Origin of the sequence: Pseudomonas sp. S30_BP2TU TE3576 (genome assembly GCF_050436025.1) — a bacterium.
GTDB lineage: Bacteria > Pseudomonadota > Gammaproteobacteria > Pseudomonadales > Pseudomonadaceae > Aquipseudomonas.
In genome coordinates, this window is record NZ_JBNDLK010000001.1 from 5,335,467 (window position 1) to 5,352,136 (window position 16,670).

Here is a 16,670-nt window from a genome sequence, read left to right on the forward strand (position 1 = left end):
TTGCAGTGCTTGAACTGGCCTCATCGCGAGCAAGCTCGCTCCCACAGGGTTCAGTGTGATCCCTGTGGGAGCGAGCTTGCTCGCGATGAGGCCAGTCAGGGCGCAGTAAATATCAACTAGTGCGCTTCACCCGCCTTCAACCCCGCCGGCAACTTCTTGGTCAGCAACACCGCCAGCATGCTGATTCCCAGCGCAATCCCGACAAAATGAAACGCATCGTTGAAGGCCATGATTGACGCCTGTTGGTGGGCAATTTCGCTGAGTTTGCCCAGTGCCGCCGTTTCGTTGCCCAGTCGATCGGTCAGCGAGGCCATCCGCTCGGCCACCTGTGGATTACTCGGCACGATAGATTCACGCAAGTAATCAAAATAAACCTTGGTCCGCGCATCCAGCAGCGTGGCGAGCAGGGCGATGCCGATCGCGCCGCCGAGGTTGCGCAGGATGTTGAACAGGCTCGATGCCGATCCCGCATCCTGGGGCAGGATATAAGCGGTAGCGATCAGCGAGATGGTCACCATGATCAGTGGCTGCCCCAAGGCGCGGATGATCTGGATCTGATTGAACTGCGGCCCGGCAAAATCCGGGTTCAGCACACCCGATGAGAAACTCGCCAACCCGAACAGCCCGAAGCCCAGCGTGCACAGCCATTTCGGCGAGACGAACTTCATCAACTTGGGCACCAGCGGAATCAGAAACAGCTGCGGCACGCCCATCCACATGATCACTTCGCCAATCTGCAGGGCGTTGTAGTTCTGGATCTGCGCCAGGTACAGCGGCAACAAGTAGATCGAACCATACAACCCGACCCCCATTCCGACGCTGGAAATACTGGATAAGCCGAAGTTGCGGTTGCCGAGGATGCCAAGATTGATCAGTGGATTGGGTTTGGAGAACTGCACGATCACAAAGGTGATCAGACTGACCAGCGCGATGCTGCCCAGGGTTACGATCAGGTTCGACTCCAGCCAGTCCTTGCGATGGCCTTCCTCCAGAAATACCTGCAAACAACCGAGCCCGACGCCAAGGGTGAGAATGCCGGCGTAGTCGGTGCTTTTCAGCAATTCCCAGTGGGCTTCTTTCTTCTCCAGGCCGTACATCAGGCCGGCAATCATGATCAGGCCGGGCGGGATGTTGATGTAGAAAATGTATTCCCAGCCCCAGTTTTCCGTCAGCCAGCCGCCAAGGGTGGGACCGATGGAGGGCGCGAAGGTGGCGGTCATGGCGAACATGGCCATGCCTTTGGCACGGTGATGCTCCGGGAGTTTGATCAGGGTCAGGGTGAACGCCAGCGGAATCAGCGCGCCACCGGTAAACCCCTGCAAGGCGCGGAACACGATCATGCTTTCCAGGCTCCAGGCCATGGAGCAGAGCAGGGATGCGAACAGGAATCCGAGGGACACCCACACCGCCAGGCGCCGGGCTGACAACAACTGCACGAGCCAGGCGGTGAGCGGGATCATGATGATTTCCGCCACCAGGTACGAGGTGGAAATCCACGAACCTTCTTCCAGCGTGGCTGACAGCGCGCCTTGGATATCCTTGAGCGATGAGTTGGTGATCTGGATGTCCAGCACGGCCATGAACGCACCGAGCATCACGCTCATCACCGCAATCCAGTCCCGCCGGGTCGGTTCGCCGGCCGGGCGGATCAGTTGATCACCGGCCATCGTCAGGGGTGTCTTTGTTGCTCACTTTAGGGGTGACATCTTCAGGGCCGTCCTTGATGTTCACCTTGGCGGTGACCGACATGCCCGGACGAATCTTGCCGCGCAACGGGTTGTCCGCAGCGAAAGTCAGTTTTACCGGAATCCGTTGTACGACTTTGGTGAAGTTGCCCGTGGCATTGTCTGGCGGTAACAGGCTGAACTGCGCGCCCGAGGCCGCAAACAGGCTGTCGACCCGGGCCTTGATCGGGGTGTCGCTGTAGGCGTCGAAGGTCAGTTCGGCTTCCTGGCCGGGCTGCATGTGGCCAATCTGGGTTTCCTTGAAATTGGCCTGAATCCAGATGTCTTCGTCCGGCACGATCGACAACAGGTAAGCGCCGGCCTGCACGTATTGACCCTCGCGGGCAGCACGCTGGCCGATCAGGCCGCTGATGGGCGCGTGGATTGCGCTGCGGGTCAGGTTCAGTTCGGCTTGGGCGAGATCGGTCCTGGCGTTGGCGATTTGCGCGTCAAGGCGTTTGATCTCGGCGGTGAGTGCATTGACTTGCTGGCGCTGACTTTGCGCGTCGGCCTGGGCCTTGGCCACTTGCGAGCGGGCAATGTGGTTGTCGGCGGAAAGGGTGGTCACCCGTTCTTCCGATACGTAACCGGGTTTACGCAAGGTTTCGGCGCGGGTCAGGTCGATCTGCGAGCGACCCAGGCTCGCCTGGCTGGACGCGACTTGTGCCTCGCTGGCGGCAATCAGGCTGGCTTGCTGGGTCAGTTTGCTCTGGGCTTGCAGGCGCTCGGCCTGGCGGGTGGCCAAAACAGCATTGGCGCGGTCGACAGCGAGGCGGAAGTCGTCGCCTTCGAGTTTGATCAGCAACTGGCCTTTCTCGACATGCTGGTTGTCCTGCACCAACACTTGATCGATGCGCGCCCCCAGCTGGCTCGACACGCGGGTGATCTCACCCTGGACGTAGGCGTTGTCGGTGCTTTCATAAAAGCGCCCCTTGAAGAACCAATGGGCAAGCAGGCCCCCGGCGATCAATAGGACAACCAGCAGGAATGTGAAGAGGCGACGCTTGATTTGGGCAGGCATGAGGCAAACTGTAGTCGAGAAATTGTAAGGGGAGTTATCAGCAGGCAAATCTGGCATACACCCGATAAACGGTAAATGCCATCGGCTGATATTCGGCCATTCGCCGCACCATACGGGTGTTACAGACGCAACCTTGGCTTAAATGCCCTGTTCACTGGAGCGTGGCCTGTGTCGCCTGTTACCATTCGGCTCTTGTTTGAAGTTCGCTTTGAACTTCGCTTTTTATCTTTTCGAGACATGCCATGACCACCGTCCGCACTCGCATCGCGCCATCGCCTACCGGGGATCCCCACGTAGGTACCGCCTACATCGCCTTGTTCAACTACTGCTTTGCCAAGCAGCACGGCGGTGAGTTCATCCTGCGGATCGAAGACACCGACCAACTGCGTTCGACCCGCGAGTCCGAACAGCAGATTTTCGACGCCTTGCGCTGGCTGGGGATCGACTGGAGCGAAGGCCCGGACGTCGGCGGCCCGCACGGTCCGTATCGTCAGAGCGAGCGCGGCGATATTTATCAGAAGTACTGCCAGCAACTGGTCGACATGGGCCATGCCTTCCCGTGCTTCTGCACCGCGGAAGAGCTGGACCAGATGCGCGCCGAGCAGATGGCCCGTGGCGAAACCCCGCGCTACGACGGCCGTGCGCTGCTGCTGTCCAAGGAAGAAGTTGCCCGTCGTCTGGCGGCCGGCGAGCCCCATGTTATCCGCATGAAAGTACCGAGCGAAGGCGTCTGCGTGGTGCCGGACATGCTGCGTGGTGACGTTGAGATCCCGTGGGACCGTATGGACATGCAAGTCCTGATGAAGACCGACGGCCTGCCGACATACTTCCTGGCCAACGTGGTCGACGATCACCTGATGGGCATCACCCACGTGCTGCGTGGCGAAGAATGGCTGCCGTCGGCACCGAAGTTGATCCTGTTGTACGAGTATTTCGGCTGGGAACAACCGGAACTGTGCTACATGCCGCTGCTGCGTAACCCGGACAAGAGCAAGCTGTCCAAGCGCAAGAACCCGACTTCGGTAACGTTCTACGAGCGCATGGGCTTCATGCCGGAAGCGATGCTCAACTACCTGGGGCGCATGGGCTGGTCGATGCCGGACGAGCGCGAGAAGTTCTCGTTGCAGGAAATGGTCGATAACTTCGATCTGAAGCGCGTGTCCCTCGGCGGGCCGATCTTCGACATCGAGAAACTGTCGTGGCTCAACGGCCAATGGCTGCGTGACCTGCCGGTGGAGGAGTTTGCCGCTCGCGTGCAGAAGTGGGCGTTCAACTCCGAATACATGATGAAGATCGCTCCGCATGTGCAGGGCCGGGTCGAGACCTTCAGCCAGGTTGCACCGCTGGCCGGGTTCTTCTTTGCCGGTGGCGTCAATCCGGATGCCCGGCTGTTCGAATCCAAGAAGCTCTCGGGCGATCAGGTCCGGCAGTTGATGCAGTTGATTCTGTGGAAGCTCGAAAGCCTGCGTCAGTGGGAGAAAGACAGCATTACCGCCACCATCCAGGCCGTGGTCGAATCCCTGGAACTGAAGCTGCGTGATGCCATGCCGCTGATGTTCGCCGCGATTACTGGCCAGGCCAGCTCGGTGTCGGTGCTCGACGCGATGGAAATTCTCGGTCCGGACCTGACCCGTTTCCGTCTGCGCCAGGCCATCGACCTGCTGGGCGGTGTGTCGAAGAAAGAAAACAAAGAGTGGGAAAAGCTGTTGGGCGCTATCGCCTGATACCCGCCGTTACCCTGTAGCAGCTGCCGCAGGCTGCGTTGGGCTGCGAAGCGGCCCCGATGGCCTTGACGCAATCTGTCTGAAACGACGGAGTGTCCGAATCACGAGCGCTGCGGCAGCTGCTACAGGGACGGATATGCCTCGGATTTCCGGGGGGAGGGTGGTAAGTGATTGTTATGCCGACAAAAAATTTTAAATTTTTTGAAAAATAAGTTTGACAGGCTTTCGATACACCCTTAAGATTCGCCCCGTCCTCAGCGATGACATCAACGATGAGGGGCTATAGCTCAGCTGGGAGAGCGCTTGCATGGCATGCAAGAGGTCGACGGTTCGATCCCGTCTAGCTCCACCAATTTACACTTCAAGGTCTGGCCACACCGGCCTTGAAGCGATCAACACTCAGCGTTGATCAGTTGTATAGAAGGGTTTGCGTCCCCTTCGTCTAGTGGCCTAGGACACCGCCCTTTCACGGCGGTAACAGGGGTTCGAGTCCCCTAGGGGACGCCAGTTTTACAGAAGCGATGTTGCAAGATGTCGCTCCGCCGCGAGGCGAAAAATCCGGGGCTATAGCTCAGCTGGGAGAGCGCCTGCATGGCATGCAGGAGGTCAGCGGTTCGATCCCGCTTAGCTCCACCAATTTTACAGTTCAAGGTCTGGCCACACCGGCCTTGAATCGATCAGCTCTCAGCACTGATCAGTTGTATAGAAGGGTTTGTGTCCCCTTCGTCTAGTGGCCTAGGACACCGCCCTTTCACGGCGGTAACAGGGGTTCGAGTCCCCTAGGGGACGCCACGATTACCCGCTCTGCGGGATTTTATAAGGGTCATTCAATTATTGAATGGCCCTTTTGTTTGTCTGGCGTTTGGCCAAATTCCTCCTTTTCCAAAAAAACTGTTCTTCAGACCAGCGGTCACACTCATGACTTGCTAAAATTTATTATGAGAATAATATTTCAGTCGTAATATTCGGAGGCAACGATGAACGATAAAAAAGCTCAAACCCGCGAACGCATCCTCAAGGCTGCCAGCGCAGCGCTGATTCAGCGCGGCCCGGCCGAGCCAAGCGTGGGTGAAGTGATGGGGGCGGCAGGCCTGACAGTCGGCGGCTTCTACGCACACTTCGAAAGCAAGGACGCGATGATGCTCGAGGCCTTCAAGCAATTGCTCAGTCATCGCCGCGACCTGATTGCCGACATGGATGCGCAGTTGACCGGCGAAGAGCGTCGCGCCTTGGTGGCAGCGTTTTACCTGTCGCGCAAGCATCGTGACTCCTCCGAATCGGCATGTCCTATCCCGGCATCGGTTGGCGAGCTGGGGCGGTTGCCGGAAGCGTTTCGTGTCGCTCTGAATGAGCATATGGAAATGATGGTCGCGCAGTTGGCGGCCAGTCCTGAAGAAACCGATAAAGCCCTGGCCGATATGGCCTTGATGGTGGGTGGGCTGGCTCTGGCGCGGGCGCTGGGGCCGGGAGAGTTATCCGATCGATTACTGCGCGCGGCCAAGTCGGCAGTGCGTTGACCTGAAGGCTGCGGCCTGAGGAGAATGCGATGAGCGCGTTAAAGTGGGTTCGTGGCGTTAATGGCACCTTGGGCTGGTTTGCCCCGAAACTGGTCGCAAGCAAAATGCGACTGGCCTTCATGACGCCGCGGGATCTGCCGCCCCGTGACTGGGAGCTGCCGCTGTTGGCGAGGTCCGAGCGCATTACCCTGCGGTTTGGTCTTTCGGCCCTGCGCTGGGGGCAAGGCCCGGCAGTGATGCTGATGCATGGCTGGGAAGGTCGGCCGACACAGTTTGCCAGTCTCATCACCGCGCTGGTTGATAGCGGTTATTCCGTCATCGCCCTGGATGGTCCAGCTCATGGCCGCTCACCGGGCAGCGAGGCCAATGTGGTGTTGTTTGCTCGTGCCATGCTTGAAGCTGCTGCCGAATTGCCACCTTTGCAAGCGGTCATCGGACACTCCATGGGCGGTGCCAGTGCCATGCTCGCGGTCCAGTTGGGCCTGCGTACAGAGACCCTGGTCAGCATTGCCGCCCCGGCGCGGATTCTCGGCGTGCTGCGCGGTTTCGCCCGTTATGTGGGGCTGCCGCCGAAGGCTCGCTCGGCGTTCATTCGCCAGGTGGAGAAGGATGTCGGCATGCGCGCCGCGATGCTGGATGTTGCGCACTATCAACTCGACATGCCAGGCCTGATCGTTCACGCCGAAGATGACAACTTCGTCCCGGTCAGCGAATCGGAATTGATCCACGAAGCGTGGTTCGACAGCCGCTTGTTGCGCTTGAAGGACGGCGGCCATCAGCGAGTACTGGCTGACCCTCGGATGATTGATGGCGTGTTATCACTGCTGGCCGGGCGCAGTCTGCAATCACGCCAATCCGCCTGAGCTTCCGTTACACTGCCCCGGTCGAAATTATCTGACCGGGGAGTCGGGCATGGGCTGGGATCGGGAAACGCCATTTATCATTGATCTGCAAGTGGGCGCCGAGGACATTGACGGCTTGGGGCACGCGAACAACGCAGTCTACGTGACCTGGCTCGAACGCTGCGCCTGGCGCCACTCCCAACGCCTTGGCCTGGACCTAGTCGAGTATCGGCGGCTGGACCGGGCGATGGCGGTGGTGCGGCATGAGATCGATTACCTGGCGGCAGCCTATGAGGATGATGAGTTGCAATTGGCCACCTGGATCGTTGATTGGGACCAGCGCCTGAAAATGACCCGGCACTTCCAGTTGAAGCGCCCCAGCGACAATGCGACGTTGCTGCGTGCGCAAACCACGTTCGTCTGCATCGAGCTGTCCACCGGCAAGCCCAAGCGCATGCCGGCAGAATTCATCGAAGGCTATGGCCCGGCGATCCAGGTGCAGGAGTTGGTGCAACCCTGATTCCATGTGGGAACGGGCTTGCTCGCGAAAGCGTCGTGTCAGCCAACATTTAATTTGCTGACACAATGCATTCGCGAGCAAGCCCGCTCCCACACTGGATTTGCGATGGTCTGCAGATTTTCCCTGAAACCCAGTAAACTGCCGCACGTTTTTCCTTGAGTGTGTTTTTCATGCAAATTGCTTTGGCGCCCATGGAGGGGTTGGTCGACGACATCCTGCGCGATGTGCTGACCCGCGTGGGTGGTATCGACTGGTGCGTGACCGAGTTCATTCGGGTCAACGACCAGTTGCTGACACCTGCCTATTTCCACAAGTTCGGCCCGGAGTTGCTCAACGGTGCCCGGACTGCCTCCGGTGTGCCGCTGCGTGTGCAATTGCTCGGTTCCGATCCAGTGTGCCTGGCAGAAAATGCCGCGCTGGCTTGCGAGCTGGGTTCCGAAGTGATCGACCTGAACTTCGGCTGTCCGGCCAAGACCGTCAACAAATCCCGTGGGGGCGCAGTACTGCTCAAGGAACCCGAGCTGCTCAACCAGATCGTCGAGCATGTCCGTCGCGCCGTCCCCGCGCACATTCCGGTCACCGCCAAGATGCGCCTGGGCTTCGATAGCCCGGACGGTTCGCTGGTGTGTGCAACGGCCCTGGCCGAAGGTGGTGCGCAACATATCGTGGTGCATGCGCGGACCAAGGTCGACGGCTACAAGCCGCCGGCGCACTGGGAGTGGATCCCGCGTGTGCAGGAAGTGGTCAAGGTGCCGGTGTTCGCCAACGGTGATATCTGGAGCGTCGAAGACTGGCGCCGTTGCCGCGAGATCAGCGGCGTGGAAGACATCATGCTCGGTCGCGGCCTGGTTTCGCGTCCGGATCTGGCCCGGCAAATCGCCGCAGCGCGGGCCGGCGAAGAGGTCGTCGAGATGACCTGGGCCGAGTTGCTGCCACTGATCCAGGACTTCTGGTTGCAGGCCAAGGCACAGATGACAGCTCGTCAATCGCCGGGTCGCCTGAAGCAATGGCTGGCGATGCTGACGCGTAATTATCCCGAGGCGGTGGAGCTGTTCACCGTGCTGCGTCGTGAGACCGAGCTGGATAACGTCTCGCGTTTGCTGGGTCTGCCGGTGGCGGAAGCGGCCTGAAACTCTTTTTTAAAAAACAGCAAATAATCTCTTGAAATGTAATCAGCGGTCCCTATCTAAGGATTACGCGATGCCGAATTCGGGTCGCGGAGACAAAAAACCTTGCTGATTGTTTTCAGGAGATTTGAATCATGGCTACTACATTTTCCCTGGCCCCACTGTTCCGTTCCTCGGTAGGTTTCGACCGTTTCAACGATCTGTTCGAGACCGCCCTGCGCAACGAGCCAGGCAGCAGCTATCCACCCTATAACGTGGAAAAACACGGCGACGACCAGTACCGTATTGTCATCGCAGCGGCTGGTTTCCAGGAAGAAGACCTGGAGCTCGAAGTCGAGAAAGGTGTGCTGACCATCAGTGGCGGTAAACGCGACGCGAACGAAGACGTCACTTATCTGTATCAGGGCATTGCGCAACGTGCCTTCAAACTGTCCTTCCGTCTGGCGGACCACATCGAAATCAAGGCTGCCGGCCTGAGCAACGGTCTGTTGAGTATCGACCTGCTGCGGGTGGTACCGGAAGAGGCGAAAGCCAAGCGCATCCCGATCAACGGCACGCAAAAGAAGGCTCTGCAACACTAAGCCAGAGCAACGAAAAGGGCGCCCTTGCGGCGCCCTTTTTTATTTTACGCATGCCCTGTAGCAGCTGGCGAAGCCTGCGTTCGGCTGCGAAGCAGTCGTAAAACTTGTGTGCCAAATGCTCCTGAAACACCGCGGAGTCTGGCTTGGCGACTGCTTCGCAGCCGAACGCAGGCTTCGCCAGCTGCTACCGGGGTGGGTTATTTCAGGAGTTTTTGAAACTCTTCCACCGGCAACGGCTGACTGTGCAGATAGCCCTGATAAAAGTGGCACTCCAACCCCTGCAAGAACTCCAGTTGCTCCGCTGTTTCCACCCCTTCGGCAATCACCTTCAAGTCGAGGCTGCGGGCCATGGCGACGATGGCGCGAATGATCTCGGCGTCGTTCGGGTCGCTGGTGGCATCGCGGATGAACGACTGGTCGATTTTCAGGGTGTCGACCGGCAAGCGCTTGAGGTAGGTCAGCGAGGAGTAGCCGGTACCGAAGTCGTCCATGGCGAAGCTCACGCCGAGTTTTTTCAGGCGGCGCATTTTGCTGATGGTGTCTTCCAGGTTCTGGATGACGATGCCTTCAGTGATTTCCAGCTTCAACAGGGAGCAGGGCAGGCCATAGCTGGCCAAGCTGTTTTCAACGCGTTCGACGAAATCGTTCTGGCGGAACTGGCGAGGGCTGATGTTCACGCACAGGCTGAATTTGTACGGGTTCACCAGACCTCGGTCGATCAATTGCTTGAACGCCTGGCAGGCTTCGTCGAGGATCCAGGTGCCGACCTCCAGAATCAACCCGCTGTCTTCCAGCACCTTGATGAACTCGGTGGGGGACTGCGCACCCAGCTCCGGATGATTCCAGCGCACCAGTGCCTCGGCTCCGACGATGCGATCGCCGCGGGCGTCGACCTGGGGTTGGTAATGCACGCGAAACTCGCCCCGGGACAGAGCCAGGCGCAAGTCGGTTTCCATGCGCAGACGTTCGCTCGCGGCCTTCTGCATGGTGTTGTGGTACATCTGCGCGGTATTGCGCCCCGAGTCCTTGGCGCGATAGAGCGCGATGTCGGCACGCTTGAGCAGGTCGGTCGGGGTCGAGCCGTGATCGGGTATCAGTGCAATGCCGATACTTGGTGTCACTTGCAGGCGCTGGCCGTCGAGGAACATCGGTTCGGACAACAGCTCGCGGATGGTGTCGGCCAGTTCGCGTACCTGATTGCTGACCTCGCTGCGTGAACCTTCGAGGCCGCTGAGCAGCACCACGAATTCGTCGCCGCCCAGGCGCGCGACGGTGTCCTCCATGCGCACGCTGGCCTCCAGGCGCGCGGTGATGATTTTCAGCACGGTATCGCCCACCGGGTGCCCGAGGGAGTCGTTGATGTGCTTGAAGTGGTCGAGGTCGAGGAACATTAGCGCACCACGTAAATTGTGGCGTTTGAGCAGCGCAATTTGCTGGCTCAGGCGGTCCATCAGCAGGGCGCGGTTGGGCAGGTTGGTCAGTGGGTCGTGGTAGGCCAGGTGGCGGATCTGTGCTTCGGCGTTTTTCAGCAGGCTGACGTCTCGCGCGGTCAGCAGCAGGCAGGCGGTTTCGTTAAGGGTGATAGGTTCCACCGAGACTTCGACGGTGAGCAGTTCGCCGCGCTTGTTGCGCCCGAGCATTTCCTGGTGATGAACCCGACCCTTGATCTGCAATTCGGCGAGCAGCGCCGAGCGTTGTTTTTCTTCAGCCCATATCCCGACCTGATACACCGTGCGGCCCACCACTTCCTCGGCGCGATAACCGGTCAGGCGGCAGAAGCCGTCGTTGACCTCCAGATAGCGTCCGGTATCGCGCTCGGTGATGGTGATGGCGTCGGGGCTGGAGTGAAAGGCCTTGGCGAATTTTTCTTCACTGGCCTTGAGTGCCGCTTCCGAGCGCTGTTGCTGGGTGATATCGCGTAGCGTGGTGACGATGCAGGGCTGGTCGCCGACGCTGATCTGGCGGCTGGAAATCACGCAAGTCAGGACCTGTCCGTCCTTGTGCTGGACGAGAATGGCCACGTTGTTCAGGCCTTGTTCGCGGATGACTTGTTCGATCCGTCGCAGGCTTTTCGCCGAGGCGTCCCACAGGCCGATTTCGTCGGCGCTGCGGCCGATCACATCGGCGGTGCTCCAGCCGAAGGTCTGGGTGAAGCTGGAGTTGATTTCAATGAACTGGCCGCTGTCCTGATGGGTGACGCAGATCGGATCGGGGCTGACCTGGAACAGCGTGGCGAATTTTTCCTCGGAGGCCACCAGTTGTTGTTCGCGCTCCACCTGGTCAGTGATGTCGAGCAGGGTGCCGGCCATGCGCACCGGCACACCGTTTTCATCGCGGTAGAGGCGGGCGCGGCTTTCCAGGTAACGCGAGCTGCCGTCGGGCAATTGCACGCGGTAGGTCAATTGATAGTTGCCGGCCGGGCCTTCACGCAGGCTGCGGTAAGCGTCGCGCATGGTGTCGCGTTCTTCCCCGGGCACGCCTTCGAAAAACTCGTCGAAGGACTCGTGAAAGGGTTTGGCGTCCAGGCCGTGCAATTGAGCGGCCCGTGCCGACCCGTAGAGCATGCCGCTGGGAATGTGCCAGTCCCAGGTGCCGAGTTGCGCCGAGTCCAGGGCCAGGTCGAGGCGTTCCTGGCTGTCCTTGAGGGCTTGTTCGGCGATTTTGCGTTCGGTGGTGTCAAGGAAGGTGCTCAATAGATAGGGCTGGCCTTCGAGCTCGACTTTTTGCGCACTGAGGATGCCGTCGTGGATCTGGCCATTGCTGGCGCGAAACTGCACTTCCATGCTGACCAGTTCACCTTTGGCTTTGGTGGCCTTGACCAGTTCAGCCCGCTGCTCGGGGTGCACCCACAGCCCAAGTTCCAGGGTGGTGCGGCCGATGGCGTTTTGCACCGGCCAGCCGAAGAGGCTTTCGAAGTATTGGTTGGCTTCGCTAATCAGGCCGTCCTCCTGGCGGGTCAGCAGGACCATGTTCGGGCACAGGTGAAACAGGGTGGCGAAGCGTTTTTCCGAGCTGCTCAACGCCTGTTCGCGTTGGCGCTGGTGGGTAATCTCGCGGATTACGCCGATCATCCGTGGCCTGCCGTGCTTGTCCGGCAACAGGCTGCCGTTGATTTCCAGCCAGTGCAGGCTGCCATCGGGCCAGCGGATGCGGTGATGCATCGCTTGCTCCAGTGGCGCGCCAGCGATGACCGCGTGAAACGCGCGAAGGGTTTTCGCGCGATCTTCCGGCGGCAGCAGGTCGAGGTACTCCAGATCCGACGGCAAGGGTTGCCGGGGATCGAAGCCGAACAGCGCCTGCGTGCCTCGGGACCAGCTGATCTGCCCGCGCTCGATGTCCCAATACCAGGCGCCCAGGCGCGCGCCGTTGAGCGCGGCCAACAATTGCGGGGCACTTTCCCAGCTCTGTTCGGAGCTTTTCGGGTCAAGTGCCTGTATGCGCGGCATTGGTGGAATACGGTCAACAGATTTGGGCATTGGCAAGCCTTAGGCTGAATGGGCGTTTGGTACAGGTATTCGCGGCTCTATAGGAGTAGCACAAGTTAGCCTCGATTCCCTGGCAGATCGAGTTGAGCATCCAGCAAGGCCATGAAGGCCCGTGCAGCATTCGACAGTGTCCTTTCCGTGTGCAGGATATAGCCTAGCTGGCGAGTGAGTTGTATGCCCGGCAAAGGTATGCGCGCCACTTGGTCGTCGAGCATGGTGCGCGGCAAAACACTCCAGGCCAGACCGATCGAGACCATCATCTTGATAGTCTCCAGGTAGTTGGTGCTCATAGCGATATTTGGCGTCAGGCCCTGGGCTTCGAACAGCCGCTGCACGATATGGTGGGTAAAAGTATTGCCGCCAGGGAATACCGCCGGGTGTCGGGCGATGTCCGACAGGCTGACTTTGCCATTGTTGAGCAGTGAATGTTCCGGGGCGACCACGAAATCCAGCGGATCGTCCCAAACCGGGGTGGCCTTGACCAGTGCATGGGGTTCCGGCGCGAGGGTGATGACCGCCAGTTCGGCACGGCCATGGAGAATTTCCTCGTAGGCCACTTCTGAATCGAGGAACTGAATGTCCAGCGCCACTTGTGGGTAGCGTCGGGTGAATTCCCTTAATAAGGGCGGCAAACGGTGCAGGCCGATATGGTGACTGGTAGCCAGGGTCAGACGGCCGGTCACTTCACCTGTGAGGTTGGTCAGGGCGCGGCGCGTATCATCAAGCACATTCAGAATCTGATAGGCGCGCGGCAACAAGGCGCGGCCAGCCTCGGTCAGGCTGACTTCCCGGCCCAGGCGATCAAACAATCGCACCTTCAATTGCTGCTCAAGCCCGGCGATGCGTTTGCTGATCGCCGGTTGGGTCAGGTGCAGCCGTTCGCCCGCGCCAGAGAAGCTCCCGGTCTCGGCGATGGCTATAAAGGCATTGAGGTTGGCGAGGTCCATGGTTGTATTCCAGTCGGTTATCCAAAGCATAAAAAATATGAATTTGAGTTATTTAATGTAACCCCATAGGATCAGCCTCACAAGCCAAGGGGTTATTGAATCGCTCAAGACCCAGGGCATAGAAACAAGCTGATGAGGAAACCGTCTGATGGCCGGCAAAACGCTCTACGACAAGCTCTGGGATTCGCATTTGGTCAAGCAGCGCGACGATGGCTCTGCGCTGATCTACATCGATCGTCACATCATCCACGAAGTGACCTCGCCGCAAGCCTTCGAAGGCCTGCGTCTGGCCGGGCGCAAGCCATGGCGCATCGATGCCAACATCGCGACCCCGGACCACAACGTACCGACCACGCCGGAGCGCAAGGGCGGCATCGACGCCATCGTTGACCAGGTCTCGCGTCTGCAAGTCCAGACTCTCGATGACAACTGCGATGAATACGGCATCGTCGAGTTCAAGATGAACGACGTTCGCCAGGGCATCGTCCACGTCATTGGTCCGGAGCAGGGCGCTACCTTGCCGGGCATGACCGTGGTCTGCGGCGACTCCCACACCTCGACTCACGGCGCATTCGGTGCCTTGGCTCACGGTATCGGCACTTCCGAGGTCGAGCATGTGCTCGCCACCCAGTGCCTGGTCGCCAAGAAAATGAAAAATATGCTGGTACGCGTCGAAGGGCAATTGCCGTTCGGTGTGACCGCCAAGGACATCGTCCTCGCCGTGATCGGCAAGATCGGCACCGCCGGCGGTAACGGCCACGCTATCGAATTCGCCGGCAGCGCGATTCGCGACCTGTCCGTCGAAGGCCGCATGACCATCTGCAACATGTCCATCGAGGCCGGCGCTCGCGTAGGTCTGGTAGCGGCTGACGAAAAGACCGTGGCCTACGTGAAGGGCCGTCCATTTGCTCCGAAAGGTGCGGAATGGGATCTGGCTGTCGAAGCCTGGAAAGACCTGGTGTCCGACACCGATGCAGTGTTCGACACGGTTGTCGAGCTGGACGCGACCCAGATCAAGCCGCAAGTCAGCTGGGGCACCTCGCCGGAAATGGTCCTGGCGGTCGACCAGAACGTACCGGATCCTGCGAAGGAAATGGATCTGGTCAAGCGTGATTCCATTGTCCGAGCCTTGAAATACATGGGTTTGACCGCTAATCAGGCGATTACCGACATTCAACTCGACCGTGTGTTCATCGGTTCCTGCACCAATTCGCGGATCGAAGACCTGCGTGCTGCGGCCGTGATCGCCAAGGGCCGCAAAGTGGCCTCGACCATCAAACAGGCCATCGTGGTACCAGGCTCGGGTCTGGTGAAGGCGCAGGCCGAGTCGGAAGGCCTGGACAAGATTTTCCTCGAAGCCGGTTTCGAGTGGCGTGAGCCGGGCTGCTCGATGTGCCTGGCGATGAACCCGGACCGTTTGGAGTCCGGTGAGCATTGTGCATCGACCTCCAACCGTAACTTCGAAGGCCGTCAGGGCGCCGGTGGCCGTACTCACCTCGTCAGCCCGGCCATGGCCGCGGCCGCCGCCGTAAACGGTCGTTTCGTCGACGTCCGTGAAATGATCCAGGGAGCGCAGTAATCATGAGAGCATTTACCCGGCACACTGGACTTGTCGCACCTTTGGATCGTGCCAATGTCGACACCGACCAGATCATTCCCAAGCAATTTTTGAAGTCGATCAAGCGCACGGGGTTCGGCCCGAACCTGTTCGATGAATGGCGTTACCTGGATGTGGGGCAACCTTATCAGGACAACTCCAAGCGTCCGCTGAACAAGGACTTCGTCCTCAACGCCGAACGTTACCAAGGCGCCAGCGTTTTGCTGGCCCGCGAAAACTTCGGTTGCGGCTCCAGCCGTGAACACGCGCCGTGGGCGCTGGAAGAGTACGGTTTCCGCAGCATCATCGCGCCGAGCTACGCCGACATCTTCTTCAACAACAGCTTCAAGAACGGCTTGCTGCCGATCATCCTTAGCGATGCCGAAGTCGATGAGCTGTTCCAGCAGGTCGAGGCCAATCCGGGCTACCAATTGCAGGTTGATCTGCAAGCCCAGACCGTGACCCGTCCTGACGGCAAGGTTTTGAGCTTCGAAATCGATGCCTTCCGTAAGCACTGCCTGCTTAACGGCCTGGACGATATTGGCCTGACCTTGCAGGACGGCGATGCAATTGCGGCGTTTGAGGCCAAACACCGTGCCAGCCAGCCCTGGTTGTTTCGCGACGCTTGATTGATCCGAGATTGATGTAGTCAGGGCCGGCCTCTTCGCGAGCAAGCCCGCTCCCACATTGGCTTTGTGGCGTATACAAAACCCCTGTGGGAGCGGGCTTGCTCGCGAAGACGGCAGTTCAGACGACACCAGCCTAAACCCCAAAAGGAAGTCCCCCATGACCAGCACCGCCCAGCACAGCCAGGTAGTCCAAAAGCAATTCGGTGAACAGGCTTCGGCCTACCTGAGCAGCGCCGTTCACGCTCAAGGCACTGAATTCGCACTGCTACAGGCTGAACTGGCGGGGCAGGGCGAGGCGCGGGTTCTGGATCTGGGTTGCGGCGCCGGTCACGTGAGCTTTCATGTGGCGTCCCTGGTGAAAGAAGTGGTGGCCTACGACCTGTCGCAGCAGATGCTCGACGTGGTGACCGCCGCTGCTGCCGAGCGTGGTTTGGCAAACGTGTCCACGGTCAACGGTGCCGCCGAGCGCCTGCCGTTCGCCGATGGCGAGTTCGATTTCGTCTTCAGCCGCTATTCGGCGCACCATTGGAGCGATCTCGGCGTGGCCCTGCGGGAGGTGCGCCGGGTACTGAAGCCGGGCGGTGTGGCGGCGTTCATCGACGTGTTGTCACCGGGCAGCCCGTTGTTCGACACTTACCTGCAAAGCGTCGAAGTGCTGCGCGACACCAGCCATGTGCGCGATTACTCCGCCGGCGAGTGGTTGCGCCAGGTCAGCGAGGCGGGTCTGCATACGCGCAGTACCACCCGTCAGCGTTTGCGCCTGGAGTACAACAGTTGGGTCGAGCGCATGCGCACACCTGAAGTGATGCGCGCGGCGATCCGCGAGTTGCAGCAGTCGATGGGCAACGAAGTACGCGAATATTTTGAGATTGAGGCCGATGGTTCGTTCAGTACAGATGTACTGGTGCTGATGGCCGAACGATAAGCGCAGAACGATAAGCATTTTTCCGGGCGTG

Annotated in this window: 13 protein-coding genes and 4 tRNA genes; 13 read left to right on the top strand and 4 right to left on the bottom strand. The window is 59.5% G+C overall.

Annotated features, from left to right (window positions below; translation table 11 throughout):
- Positions 1-116: 116 nt before the first annotated feature.
- Entirely contained in the window at positions 117-1,607 is a 1,491-nt protein-coding gene (locus tag ABIA48_RS24290; RefSeq protein ID WP_310062461.1) for an MDR family MFS transporter, read from the bottom strand.
- A gap of 49 nt (positions 1,608-1,656) precedes the next feature.
- A complete protein-coding gene (locus tag ABIA48_RS24295; protein WP_429491927.1) occupies positions 1,657-2,745 on the bottom strand; it encodes an HlyD family secretion protein in 1,089 nt (362 codons plus the stop codon).
- 242 nt (positions 2,746-2,987) lie between these two features.
- Between ABIA48_RS24295 and gltX the strand changes: the two genes are divergently transcribed.
- The 10 genes from gltX (at position 2,988) to ABIA48_RS24345 (ending at position 9,056) form a co-directional block, all read left to right on the top strand.
- A complete protein-coding gene (gene gltX, locus ABIA48_RS24300; RefSeq protein WP_090318693.1) occupies positions 2,988-4,469 on the top strand; it encodes a glutamate--tRNA ligase in 1,482 nt (493 codons plus the stop codon).
- Between the two features lie 276 nt (positions 4,470-4,745).
- Positions 4,746-4,821: transfer RNA gene (locus tag ABIA48_RS24305), tRNA-Ala, on the top strand.
- Between the two features lie 79 nt (positions 4,822-4,900).
- Positions 4,901-4,976: transfer RNA gene (locus ABIA48_RS24310), tRNA-Glu, on the top strand.
- A gap of 53 nt (positions 4,977-5,029) precedes the next feature.
- Positions 5,030-5,105, top strand: a tRNA-Ala gene (locus tag ABIA48_RS24315).
- Between the two features lie 80 nt (positions 5,106-5,185).
- Positions 5,186-5,261: transfer RNA gene (locus ABIA48_RS24320), tRNA-Glu, on the top strand.
- A 185-nt stretch (positions 5,262-5,446) separates the two neighbouring features.
- Entirely contained in the window at positions 5,447-5,986 is a 540-nt protein-coding gene (locus ABIA48_RS24325) for a TetR/AcrR family transcriptional regulator (protein WP_277536467.1), read from the top strand.
- A 29-nt stretch (positions 5,987-6,015) separates the two neighbouring features.
- Positions 6,016-6,849: an alpha/beta fold hydrolase gene (locus tag ABIA48_RS24330; protein ID WP_277536469.1), complete on the top strand. Its 834-nt coding sequence runs from the start codon at positions 6,016-6,018 to the stop codon at positions 6,847-6,849.
- 49 nt (positions 6,850-6,898) lie between these two features.
- On the top strand, positions 6,899-7,348 hold the full coding sequence (locus ABIA48_RS24335) for an acyl-CoA thioesterase (RefSeq protein ID WP_277536471.1): 450 nt from the start codon (positions 6,899-6,901) through the stop codon (positions 7,346-7,348).
- A gap of 170 nt (positions 7,349-7,518) precedes the next feature.
- Entirely contained in the window at positions 7,519-8,478 is a 960-nt protein-coding gene (locus ABIA48_RS24340) for a tRNA dihydrouridine synthase (RefSeq protein WP_429491930.1), read from the top strand.
- Between the two features lie 131 nt (positions 8,479-8,609).
- Positions 8,610-9,056 carry an Hsp20 family protein gene (locus tag ABIA48_RS24345; protein WP_429491932.1) on the top strand — a complete coding sequence of 149 codons (447 nt, stop codon included), beginning with the start codon at positions 8,610-8,612 and terminating at the stop codon, positions 9,054-9,056.
- A gap of 197 nt (positions 9,057-9,253) precedes the next feature.
- Here ABIA48_RS24345 and ABIA48_RS24350 read toward each other — a convergent pair whose 3' ends face one another.
- Both ABIA48_RS24350 and ABIA48_RS24355 read right to left on the bottom strand, forming a co-directional pair.
- Entirely contained in the window at positions 9,254-12,532 is a 3,279-nt protein-coding gene (locus ABIA48_RS24350) for a PAS domain S-box protein (protein WP_429491934.1), read from the bottom strand.
- 65 nt (positions 12,533-12,597) lie between these two features.
- On the bottom strand, positions 12,598-13,488 hold the full coding sequence (locus ABIA48_RS24355) for a LysR family transcriptional regulator (protein WP_204933607.1): 891 nt from the start codon (positions 13,486-13,488) through the stop codon (positions 12,598-12,600).
- A 148-nt stretch (positions 13,489-13,636) separates the two neighbouring features.
- On the opposite strand from ABIA48_RS24355, the gene leuC reads away from it, so the two are divergent.
- From leuC to ABIA48_RS24370, 3 genes are all read left to right on the top strand, one after another.
- Positions 13,637-15,067: a 3-isopropylmalate dehydratase large subunit gene (gene leuC / locus ABIA48_RS24360; protein WP_310062291.1), complete on the top strand. Its 1,431-nt coding sequence runs from the start codon at positions 13,637-13,639 to the stop codon at positions 15,065-15,067.
- Between the two features lie 2 nt (positions 15,068-15,069).
- Positions 15,070-15,714, top strand: a complete 645-nt coding sequence (gene leuD, locus ABIA48_RS24365) for a 3-isopropylmalate dehydratase small subunit (protein ID WP_277536485.1) — start codon at positions 15,070-15,072, stop codon at positions 15,712-15,714.
- Positions 15,715-15,871: 157 nt separating this feature from the next.
- Positions 15,872-16,639 (top strand): class I SAM-dependent methyltransferase, encoded by a 768-nt coding sequence (locus ABIA48_RS24370; RefSeq protein ID WP_429491937.1) that lies wholly within the window; start codon positions 15,872-15,874, stop codon positions 16,637-16,639.
- Positions 16,640-16,670 lie beyond the last annotated feature (31 nt).

What these genes read in the sequence shown, in the direction of transcription:
- ABIA48_RS24295 (WP_429491927.1), bottom strand. Translation starts at nt 2,745, where the DNA reads ATGCCTGCCCAAATCAAGCGTCGCCTCTTCACATTCCTGCTGGTTGTC.
- gltX (WP_090318693.1), top strand. Translation starts at nt 2,988, where the DNA reads ATGACCACCGTCCGCACTCGCATCGCGCCATCGCCTACCGGGGATCCC.
- ABIA48_RS24325 (WP_277536467.1), top strand. Translation starts at nt 5,447, where the DNA reads ATGAACGATAAAAAAGCTCAAACCCGCGAACGCATCCTCAAGGCTGCC.
- ABIA48_RS24330 (WP_277536469.1), top strand. Translation starts at nt 6,016, where the DNA reads ATGAGCGCGTTAAAGTGGGTTCGTGGCGTTAATGGCACCTTGGGCTGG.
- ABIA48_RS24335 (WP_277536471.1), top strand. Translation starts at nt 6,899, where the DNA reads ATGGGCTGGGATCGGGAAACGCCATTTATCATTGATCTGCAAGTGGGC.
- ABIA48_RS24340 (WP_429491930.1), top strand. Translation starts at nt 7,519, where the DNA reads ATGCAAATTGCTTTGGCGCCCATGGAGGGGTTGGTCGACGACATCCTG.
- ABIA48_RS24345 (WP_429491932.1), top strand. Translation starts at nt 8,610, where the DNA reads ATGGCTACTACATTTTCCCTGGCCCCACTGTTCCGTTCCTCGGTAGGT.
- ABIA48_RS24350 (WP_429491934.1), bottom strand. Translation starts at nt 12,532, where the DNA reads ATGCCCAAATCTGTTGACCGTATTCCACCAATGCCGCGCATACAGGCA.
- ABIA48_RS24355 (WP_204933607.1), bottom strand. Translation starts at nt 13,488, where the DNA reads ATGGACCTCGCCAACCTCAATGCCTTTATAGCCATCGCCGAGACCGGG.
- leuC (WP_310062291.1), top strand. Translation starts at nt 13,637, where the DNA reads ATGGCCGGCAAAACGCTCTACGACAAGCTCTGGGATTCGCATTTGGTC.
- leuD (WP_277536485.1), top strand. Translation starts at nt 15,070, where the DNA reads ATGAGAGCATTTACCCGGCACACTGGACTTGTCGCACCTTTGGATCGT.
- ABIA48_RS24370 (WP_429491937.1), top strand. Translation starts at nt 15,872, where the DNA reads ATGACCAGCACCGCCCAGCACAGCCAGGTAGTCCAAAAGCAATTCGGT.